This is a genomic window from Methylocystis sp. H62 (genome assembly GCF_015709515.1).
Classification (GTDB): Bacteria; Pseudomonadota; Alphaproteobacteria; order Rhizobiales; family Beijerinckiaceae; genus Methylocystis.
In genome coordinates, this window is sequence record NZ_JADNQZ010000019.1 from 1 (window position 1) to 9,198 (window position 9,198).

Consider the following 9,198-nt stretch of genomic DNA (forward strand, 5'->3'; position numbering starts at 1 on the left):
TTACAGCCGCGACAGCTTTTATCGCTTCAAGGACCTTTATGACAAAGGCGGCGAACAGGCGCTGCAGGAACTGTCTCGCCGCAAGCCGTTGCTGAAGAACCGGGTCGCGCCCGAGACCGAGGCGGCGGTCGTCGCCATGGCGATCGACCAGCCGGCCTGGGGGCAGACGCGTGTCGCCAACGAACTGGCTAAGAAGGGCGTCAGCGTATCGCCTTTCGGCGTGCGCTCGATCTGGCTGCGCCACGACCTCGCGACCATGAAACACCGGCTGAAGGCGCTCGAAGCCAAGATGGCGCAGGAGCAGTTGATCCTCACCGAGGCGCAGGTCGCCGCCCTGGAAAAAGCCAAGTCCGACAAGGAAGCGCATGGCGAATTCGTTTCCGAATGCCCCGGTTATTGCGGCGCGCAGGACACCTTCTATGTGGGAACCTTGAAAGGCGTCGGCCGCGTCTACCAGCAGACCTTCGTCGACACCTACGCCAAGGTCGGCTTCGCCAAGCTCTATGACCGCAAGACGCCGATCACCGCCGCCGATCTCTTGAACGACCGCGTCATCCCCTTCTACGAGGAGCACGGCATTCCACTGCAACGCGTGCTCACCGATCGCGGAACCGAATATTGCGGCAACCCCGAGCGGCACGAATACGAGCTGTATCTCGCGGTCGAGGACATCGACCATACACGCACCAAGGCGAAGAGCCCGCAAACCAACGGCATCGTCGAACGCTTCCACAAGACCATGCTCGACGAATTCTATCGCATCGCCTTCCGCAAGAGGGTCTATGCGACGATCGATGAGCTGCAGGCCGATCTCGACCTGTGGATGCGCGCGTTCAACGAAATCCGTCCGCATCAGGGCAAATGGTGCTTCGGCAAGACACCGATGCAAACCTTCATTGACGCGTTGCCGCTGGCGCGCGAAAAATCAGGTCATCTTCAGGCCATCGAGGAGAGCAACGCCGCCTGAAACGACATCGGCCAACTCATGCCGTCTGTCAGATCAAATATCAACTTGTACAGGTAATCTCTGTGCATCTGAAATAGGGCAGCCTCCCGAGTTCATCGCTATCGATCTTGATCCCCACATCCTCCAGCAAGAACATTTTCGGCGGAGCAAAAATTTGTATCATTCCGTTAGGCATGTCCGCGACTTTTCGGACAGCAACCATTAGTCCAATCTTCGGCTGTTCCTCGGCCCTCGCCCTTTGGACCAACGCGCATGTCCTGACGCCAGACGGGGATAGCACACATTGCGTTTCCCAAGCGCCATACTTTGAAATTTCCGGCTGCTGCGCTACCGCGGCGCTCATCGCAAAATGAGCGAAGGGGAGACACGTGAGAACGCAAACCACCGACCTTCTACTGTATTGCATTCGAGCGCCTCTCATGGCCGGCGCTCGCTGCTTAGTGTTCAATTAGCCAGTTTGGCAAGAGATACATGCGCCGAACCCAAGGCTCGGCGCGCGGCCGAAGAAAAAGCCCGCGTCCATGAAGGACGCGGGCAAGTAGACAGAACTACCCGCTGTTCGGCGGGCGTGGCGCCAGGATATCCACGCGAACATCATTGCAAGTGTGGCGGTCGCGCGCCGCAAGGACACCTATGACGCGCTGCACCCGGAGACGAGACCAACATCAGACGGCAGCGGCGGCCGGAACAATGCAACTCGTCGCCAACTTGGCGACGATATCGCCGACCGCTTCACTTCCGACAAAGGGAGACATGGCGCGACGCCGAAAGCGACGCGCAGGTCGACTCCGCCACGATCATTGTAGGCGCCGGGAACAATTGGATGGCGCGCTTTGACGATCGCATGCCGATCATTCTCGACTGGCGGGACGCCTGCGCATGGATGGCTGGAGACGATCCTGGCGCGCTGTTGCATTCGCCGCCCGAGGATGCGCTGCAGGAATGGATCGTCTCGCCTCGGGTGAACCGCTCGGGCGTCGGCGACGCCGATCCGGCGTTGATTGCCGAGATTTTTGAGACCCGCGATTTTTAGGCGGAAAGTGCTTTGTAACCCTCTTCAGAAGTCCAAGCCTCAATCAAGTTCGGCCCGTCGTAAAGTTCCACGCGGTGGCTATCGGCCGAACCTCTATAGCGCGCGACGGCTCCGCCGAAGGAACTCCATGCCTGGCTCGCACCATGGTCTCGCAGTGTTCCGACTTGTTTGTCCTTTTTCCAGATGACAATGTTGTATCGAGGCTCGCTTGATCGATCGGCGTTCATTGTCGCGCTCCTAAATTCGAATCTCGTGAGTCAATGCTTTCACGTTCGATGAGTCAGGATGATGGCGGCTTTGGAAACTTCTGGCAGCCGAACTGCGCCGCGACGCTATCGCAAGCGCTGAGCCGCCAATGTAGGACAGGCGGCTTAACCCGTGTGGTCGACGCGCCGCATCAACCCGCCTTTCGGAGATATCGCCGATAGAAAAGGCCCCGCCGATGACGCCGAGGCCTACGCCAAGTGAAATTAGTGTCGTTCAACGGGACAATATTGCGCTATCTGCGCCTTGAGTCAATCGGGCGGCCTAAATTCATACGAAATTTTAAGAACTTAGACCACTCTCCAAGCGCGAAGGCTGCGGCCAGCCGCCGTGGATAGCACGGCGTCGTCTGTAATCCGCTTTCATCCTCTCGGCAGACGGTGAGTATCCTTCCGGCGTGGCTTTCAATTACCCACATCTCCGGAGGGGCTTGCCCGATCTGAATCGGGCGTGATTCTGTCCGTGACGCCGAATCACTGGGGCGTCATGGATCAGGTTGGATCAGAGACCGGTCAGGCCGGCTGGCAAGATGCCGAGTTTTTGGGCGCCAATTGAGAGTCAGGACACTAGCACTACTTTGGCAGTTTAGGCTCGACGGGTTTGGCGAGCAGCCGATCACAATGCGGACATCGCTTTGGGGGAGGCCGCGCGAAGATGTCGAGAATGGCCTGCCGGATGGCTGGCATGCTCGGTTGTGGCGGCGGTCCCCCGATTCTTTTTTTTCCGCCCCGCGGCTTTAAGGCGGCGGGATTGGAGGAAGGCGTAGGCGATCATCGTCATCAATGCGTGTCGATGCAAACCGGTCCAGGACCGACCTTCGAAGTGATCGAGGCCGAGTTCCTCCTTGAGCTGCTGATGCGCCTGCTCACAGACCCATCTGGCTTTGATCGAGGCGGCGAGCTTCTTCAGGCTCATATCGGCTGGCAAGTTCGACACATAGTATTTTTGCTCGCCCGTCGACCGGCGTTCGCCGACGAGCCAGACCTCGTCGCCCGGCATGCACTGCATACGATTGTCGCGCATGCGGTGCTTGTGGCCATCCGCTACGCGAATACGTCGAGCCGCGAAGAGACATGTTAGCCGGCCTTTGGTTCCCCGCCGCCAACTGACCTTTTGCCATTTCTCGCCGGCCAACGCCGCTTCAGCGGAAACCGGCGGTTGATCGGGGATGTGGTATTTGCGGGGCTTCCCTGCCTTTGCGACAGGAAACGCCAGAGCGACATCTGCCGGGTAGACGTTCTGGCGTCGCGACAGTCCCGCTGCCCATAGTAGACCACGCGCGCTCAGAGCCTGACGGAAGGGCCCGCTGGAGCCGTAACCTGAATCTGCAAGGACGCAGCCGAAACGCACGCCCGAGGCGATGACGCGGTCGATTTCCTCGATCGCGATCTCCGGCTTGCTCAGCGCGCCCCGCCTGTCCTCTGGGACGCGCGCCCGCGTCATGCGCTCGGGATCATTTGTCCAGCTTTCGGGTAGAAAGAGCCGCAGGCCCACCATCACAGGAACCTCGCGCGACGCCAGGGTGAGCGAGACCAGCGACTGACAATTGGCGGTCTTTCCCAGCGACGATGCATATTGCGGCGCGACGCCGACCGAATACGCGCCCTTTTTCGGCAGGGCCGTATCGTCGACGATCAACCACGCGTCGGCGCCGCCGACCATCCTGTCGGCTTCGACGAGCAGCGCCTTCTCCAGCGGCGCGGCGTCCCAGACGCCGCTGGCGATGAAGTGATGAAGCTGATCGTATCCAACGTCGCCGTCGCGCGCCGCCATCGGCTGTACGCTCTTGCGATCCCCTGCGCCGATCAACCCCGCGACATAGACCGGGCACATCCGCGCCCGAGTCTTGTGTCGAAGAGCGCTGATAAAAGGCGCCAGCCACCGTTCGAGATAGGACTTCCAGCTCTCGTCCATGGTCGGCCCTCCAAAACGCCGACCACCCATGAATCACGCAAAGTGATCCGAGGGAATCCCAAAAATGCCCGACCCTTCAACAATCTGCCAAAGTAGTGCTAGTCATCTGGAACTGAAGTTCAATTCATTATAATCTCAAGCTTCCGGTTGAGAGCGGGAGCGCGATTATGGCCAGTGCGACAGGACGACCGATTGCTCCGTTGATCCTCAGCGCAGAAGAAAGAGCCTATCTCGAACGACAGGTTCGTCGTCATCGTGTGGCGCGGTCTTTGTCGGAACGCTGCCGCGTTATCCTCCGATGCGCGGACGGCGTTCCCAGCAAGTCCGTTGCGAGTGAGATTGGCGTCCACGAGCACACGGTCGGCAAGTGGCGTCGGCGTTTTCTGAAGGACCGCATCGAAGGGCTCCTGGACGAAGCCCGTCCTGGCAGACCTCGGACAATCAATGATGATCAGGTCGCCGCCGTCATTGAGCGTACGCTTCGGTCCACGCCAAAGGACGCCACGCATTGGTCGATCCGTTCGATGGCGACGGAGACAGGCTTTTCGCACACAACGATCCGAAGGATCTGGAACGCTTTCGGCTTGGAGCCGCATCGCACGGAGACTTTCAAGCTTTCCAGCGACCCGCTGTTTGTCGACAAGGTCCGCGACATCGTCGGTCTTTACCTGTCGCCGCCGAACCGGGCGCTGGTGCTGAGCGTTGACGAGAAGAGCCAGATACAAGCGCTTGATCGCGAGCAGCCTGTCCTTCCGATGATGCCGGGCGTTCCGGAGCGACGGACTCACTCTTATGTCCGCCACGGCACAACGTCGCTGTTCGCAGCCCTCGACATCGCTTCCGGATTTGTGATCGGCAAATGCTACAAGCGTCATCGAGCGACGGAGTTTCTGGACTTCCTGAAGCAAATCGACGCGCGCGTTCCCGAAGGGCTCGACATCCATATCATTATGGACAACTACGCCACTCACAAAACCGCTGTAATCAAAAACTGGCTGGCGCGCCGCCCTCACTACCACGTGCACTTCACGCCAACATCGGCGTCCTGGATCAATCAGGTTGAGCGCTGGTTCGCCGAACTCACTCGCAAGCAAATCCGTCGCGGCGTCCATACGTCAACGAGCCAGCTCGAAGCAGACATCCGCACCTTCATCGAGCGGCACAATGAAAACCCCAAGCCATATCGGTGGACCAAATCCGCGGATGAAATCCTCGCCTCAGTCAAACGCTTCTGCCAGAAAACAGAGCAGACATTATGTGGCGAACTTTAGATTCACATGACTAGCCCCAGAAAAGGTGCGGTCAAAACAGCGCTTACTCTTATTCGCCTTCATTCAGGGACTAACAGGTAATGGCGGACGCGGAGTGTTCTGCTCGAAGCAGCCTGCCGCCGCGCATATGGCGGGAGGTAAAGGCAACAAAGGTAGCAAAAGGGGGAACTCCAAAGGCAGACCCGCCGCGTACTGCTCGGTATCACAGAACCCCGCAGTAGAACAATCCATCTCCGGACCAGAGCTGTTTGTCAGCACGCAACCTTCAGGATTGAGGATCGCCTTTTTATTGCGATCGCGAGCATCTACGTCACAACACCTCGGCCTTCTGGACTCGCTCTCCCTATATTTGTCGGCCTTGACGCAGGCGCGCACGCGTCCCTCAAGCATATTGATGGTCGTTTGTCTCGGCTCGACGAATAATTCGTAAATTGTTCCGCGAACCCCGATGGTTGCTACGGGTGTGTGGACTTCGTAAGCGGGTTTCTCGGAATGGCCCGTGGTAAAACGGAACGCTCCCTTCAGAACGTTGAGCGTCGCCTGGCTGTAATTACCGGGTTGCGCAGCGACGAATGTATCCAGCTTGACAATTGAGTTGGGCCCAACGGCCAAATTAGTGCTGTCTGTGAAGACAATCTTGGCTTGGCTATCGGAGCCCGTTTTGACGATTTCATCGCGGATGACACTCTCGCCCACATTGATCTCGAATGTGCGAGTAGGCAATACGCCGTTAACATAGTTGCGAATCAAAGAAGCGACGCCAATATTCTCGTCGGCACGGACTTCGGTAACCATAAATACAGCCGCCTCAATCAAAACGGACATTAACATGAGACGCATGCTAAAGCTCGAACTCATTGTCCTATCCTTTAATTTTCGGAGAGAGGATACCCAGCTATCCATTTCCCGCATAGGACTTCTGGTTCGATATGAGTTCAATCACGCGGTGGTTTTCTCGTTTTTTAGGTAGAGTGGCCATCTTGCAACACTTTCCGGTCCGCCTTAATCGACGGCGACGCCCACTGTACCCGGCGGCATATTAATCGGCCAGTGAGAGGCGCATATTGCGGCCGTGTGGCGGCGTAAACCCGGCCAGTTTTCGGCTGAATTTCCGACCATTGATTCGGGAGGGCGGTCGAGAATGTTTGGGGTGGAGATTTACGCGGCGATTCGACGCTTTGTTTTCATTGAGGGCAATTGCCGGCGTCAAGCGGGGCGAGTGTTTCGACTGAGCCGGGGCACGATCGCGAAGATGTGCCGCTATTTGGCGCCGCCGGCATACGTGCGCTCAAAGGCGCCGAAGCGGCCGAAGCTCGAACCGTTGCTCCGGGTGATTGACGCGATCCTAGAGACGGACGACAAGACGGCGCAGGGACTGTTCTGAATTTTGTGTTTGGCTTGGGCACAATGGGAAGAAAGGACTTGTCCATTGTGATTGAGCAAAAGCCGGCTCGAGCAGTTGCTCGATCGAGAGCGTGCCGGGCACCGCTCGGGCAAATATTGGACGGATGCTCGGACCGAGTTGACGGGAAAAAATCGCTAATTTAAAATCACTTATCCCATTTTTTGAGCGGATAACCGATGCTCTCTAAAGTAGAGATTTAGATGCGGGGAGTGCTCGCGATAATTGGAGTTGCAGATGCTGCAAGGGGCAGGGGTTTCTGTTCGGTCGTGGAAAGCATGCGCTTTTTGGTTTGTGTTCACCGTCGCACCGATTCTAAGCTTGGCTCTTGTCACTATTTGCAGTCGACATGAACTTGTCCAAGAGTGTCGTGCGTTGGCTGGGCTCATTGCACTTTTCGGAGTCCAGGCTTTTTGGGCCGAAGCAATCGGACTGAAAGCCGATAGGGAGGGATTTTCCTTTCCACGCAGGCTCCTCCCACAATTTGGCTTCCCGACCCTTTGGCGCAGGCGGATACCTTCGAGTTGTATATCGCGCGCGGATTCGCTCGGTTCTAGAATGGCTCGGATATACCTAACCTCCGCTGAACGTGTAGATGTTTTGTTTCCGGACATAACGAGTAAGCGACGCTTCCTGAGCTACATCGGAAGTGAGCTCTCTCGATCTTCCGAATGGCACAAAACGAAGAAGATAAAAAATCCCCCGGACCGCGTTCACTATCAACCTTGAAGCGCAGCACCCTCCAACTGGAAACCTTCTGTAATCGGTCAACGTCCTCTCTTTGAGGTATCGCGTCGTATGCGGGTTTCACGCTTCTGTCCGCAGTCGCCGCGAAGGGCGCCGCATTCTGGGCGGTTCGATTGGCGGGTTTGAATGCTGCAAGCTCTAAAGCGCGCTTTTCGGGCGCAAGGTGTCCAATGCAGTCATTCCGGCCCACACGCTCTCCGCATGCTCACGACGAGCGCGAGTGGTGAAGATTATCAGACAGTCGTTGACGCCGGCCTTTTCATAAAGAAGTCGGTCCCATCGACCCACATGCGGTGCATTACAACGGCGAGACGCCGAGCCAAGGCCACCTTCGCCTTGCGCGCTCCGTGCCGCCTCGCGACTTTGAGTCGGCAGCGCGTCATCATGACGTTGGCGGCTTCATAGAGTAGCGCATGGACCATGGCGTCGCCGCATCTCGTGATCCGCCCGAACAGCTCGACTTCGCCGGAAGCATGCACCCTGGGCGTGAGACCGAACACGGCCGCCACGAGCCTGGATTTGTCGAAGCGATGAGCGACATCGACGCCGGTGCGGTATGCGAGTGCGACCACAGGCCCCACACCGGGAACGGTCATGAGGCGGCGACAAATCACATCTTTCTTGGCGATAGCAAGCACCATCTCGTCGAGCTTCGCAAGGGTCCGCAGGCCGTCCTCGTAGGCGGCGAGCAGCGGCTCCGTCATGGCCAGGATCTTCTTGTCATCGATCGCCTCGCGGACGCGCCTTGCGACTAGAGTGTTCTTTCCGCCGCCGTGCGAATGCCGAACGCCTTCAGCGTGCCGCGCACGGTGTTGATGAGATCTTTGTTGCGTCGGACTATCGCCTGGCGGTGACGCAAGAGCAGTCTGATGCGCTGGCTGTAGTCAGTTTTGACATGGGCGATCTTGAACAGGCCTGAGAGCTGGCCCCGGTTGTTTGGACAGCTCCCCGCGAATTTTAAGTGGATCTCTGCCGGGGTTTGCTGAACGCGGGGCGTTTCGGTTTTGTCGCGGCGTCGGGAGGGCGTAGCCCGACCAGAGCTGCGACAAAACCGAAGGCGACAGTCATGCTGCCATCGCCGTTTCCTGTTTGCCGAAGTAGGCCTCGTCGGGCGTGCGCCCGTCAAGCGATGAGTGTGGGCGCCGCCCGTTGTAAAAGGTCAGATACCGGCCAATCGACGCACGCGCTTCGGACACAGTGTCGTAGGCGCGCAGATAGACCTCCTCGTATTTGACGCTGCGCCACAGCCGCTCGACGAAGACATTGTCGCGCCAGGCGCCCTTGCCGTCCATGCTGATCATGACCTTCGCATCCAGCAGCACGCTCGTGAAGTCGAGGCTGGTGAACTGGCTCCCCTGATCCGTGTTGAAAATCTCGGGCTTGCCGTGTTTCGCCAGCGCCTCCTCAAGCGCCTCGACGCAGAACGCCGCCTCCATCGTGATCGACACGCGATGCGAAAGGACGCGGCGGCTCGCCACGTCGACGACCGCCGCGAGATAGACGAATCCGCGCCGCATCGTAGCTGATGTCCATCGCCCAGACATGATCCGGCCCGCCACGCAGAAGATACGGGTAGATCTTGTGGCCGGCCGCCGGCTTG

General features: G+C 58.3%; 8 protein-coding genes and 3 pseudogenes. 5 read left to right on the forward strand and 6 right to left on the reverse strand.

Features of this window, described 5'->3' with window-relative positions:
- Positions 1-967: IS481 family transposase (locus IYY11_RS00430; RefSeq protein WP_196402316.1), on the forward strand; the 967-nt coding region annotated here is incomplete at its 5' end.
- Between the two features lie 40 nt (positions 968-1,007).
- Here IYY11_RS00430 and IYY11_RS23535 read toward each other — a convergent pair.
- A complete protein-coding gene (locus tag IYY11_RS23535; protein WP_409455202.1) occupies positions 1,008-1,388 on the reverse strand; it encodes an invasion associated locus B family protein in 381 nt (126 codons plus the stop codon).
- 243 nt (positions 1,389-1,631) lie between these two features.
- On the opposite strand from IYY11_RS23535, the gene IYY11_RS00440 reads away from it, so the two are divergent.
- Positions 1,632-2,000: an SOS response-associated peptidase family protein gene (locus IYY11_RS00440; protein WP_196402324.1), complete on the forward strand. Its 369-nt coding sequence runs from the start codon at positions 1,632-1,634 to the stop codon at positions 1,998-2,000.
- On the opposite strand, the gene IYY11_RS00445 is transcribed toward IYY11_RS00440, so the two are convergent.
- Positions 1,997-2,227 (reverse strand): hypothetical protein, encoded by a 231-nt coding sequence (locus tag IYY11_RS00445; RefSeq protein ID WP_196402318.1) that lies wholly within the window; start codon positions 2,225-2,227, stop codon positions 1,997-1,999. The two genes, IYY11_RS00440 and IYY11_RS00445, sit on opposite strands and share 4 nt — an antisense overlap.
- 652 nt (positions 2,228-2,879) lie before the next feature.
- Positions 2,880-4,215, reverse strand: a pseudogene (locus tag IYY11_RS00450) (IS701 family transposase).
- 130 nt (positions 4,216-4,345) lie between these two features.
- On the opposite strand from IYY11_RS00450, the gene IYY11_RS00455 reads away from it, so the two are divergent.
- Positions 4,346-5,449, forward strand: a complete 1,104-nt coding sequence (locus IYY11_RS00455; RefSeq protein WP_196402320.1) for an IS630 family transposase — start codon at positions 4,346-4,348, stop codon at positions 5,447-5,449.
- Between the two features lie 63 nt (positions 5,450-5,512).
- Here IYY11_RS00455 and IYY11_RS00460 read toward each other — a convergent pair whose 3' ends face one another.
- Positions 5,513-6,307: a FecR domain-containing protein gene (locus IYY11_RS00460; protein WP_196402321.1), complete on the reverse strand. Its 795-nt coding sequence runs from the start codon at positions 6,305-6,307 to the stop codon at positions 5,513-5,515.
- A gap of 283 nt (positions 6,308-6,590) precedes the next feature.
- Here IYY11_RS00460 and IYY11_RS22500 point away from each other — a divergent pair.
- Positions 6,591-6,806, forward strand: a pseudogene (locus tag IYY11_RS22500) (IS21 family transposase); the annotation flags it as partial.
- Positions 6,807-7,831: 1,025 nt separating this feature from the next.
- On the opposite strand, the gene IYY11_RS00465 reads toward IYY11_RS22500, so the two are convergent.
- Positions 7,832-8,302: a transposase gene (locus IYY11_RS00465; RefSeq protein ID WP_196402322.1), complete on the reverse strand. Its 471-nt coding sequence runs from the start codon at positions 8,300-8,302 to the stop codon at positions 7,832-7,834.
- A gap of 41 nt (positions 8,303-8,343) precedes the next feature.
- Between IYY11_RS00465 and IYY11_RS00470 the strand changes: the two genes are divergently transcribed.
- Positions 8,344-8,517, forward strand: a complete 174-nt coding sequence (locus IYY11_RS00470; RefSeq protein ID WP_196402323.1) for a hypothetical protein — start codon at positions 8,344-8,346, stop codon at positions 8,515-8,517.
- Positions 8,518-8,662: 145 nt separating this feature from the next.
- Here IYY11_RS00470 and IYY11_RS00475 read toward each other — a convergent pair.
- A pseudogene (locus IYY11_RS00475) lies at positions 8,663-9,198 on the reverse strand (IS3 family transposase); the annotation flags it as partial.